The organism is Neisseria sp. P0014.S009, from assembly GCF_051958155.1.
In the GTDB taxonomy this organism is placed as follows: Bacteria; Pseudomonadota; Gammaproteobacteria; order Burkholderiales; family Neisseriaceae; genus Neisseria; species Neisseria flavescens_C.
In genome coordinates this window covers 1-233 of the sequence record NZ_JBQCVS010000291.1, presented here as the reverse complement: position 1 = coordinate 233, position 233 = coordinate 1, and the positions used below count along the sequence as shown (strand labels likewise).

Annotated in this window: 1 pseudogene; it reads right to left on the bottom strand. The window is 56.2% G+C overall.

The window, feature by feature from the left end:
• Positions 1–233: pseudogene (locus ACTHS4_RS12690) on the bottom strand (DNA polymerase); the annotation flags it as partial.

Sequence of the window (233 nt, the reverse complement as noted above, 5' to 3'; positions counted from 1 at the left end):
GTATTGGCCCATGCCGTAAATCAGGCCGAAGTTGATGGTATTGGCGTAGCGGCGTTGTTCGGACGATACGTTTTAGGGGGCAATACCCAACAAATCGGCGGCGGTGCGGCGGTGGACGTCTTAGCCGTTTTGGAACGCGGTAATCAGGGTTTTGTCGCCGGAGAGGTTCGCCATGATGCGCAGCTCATTTTGGGAATAGTCGTCGGAAACGATGACGCTGACTTGCGGTGCGG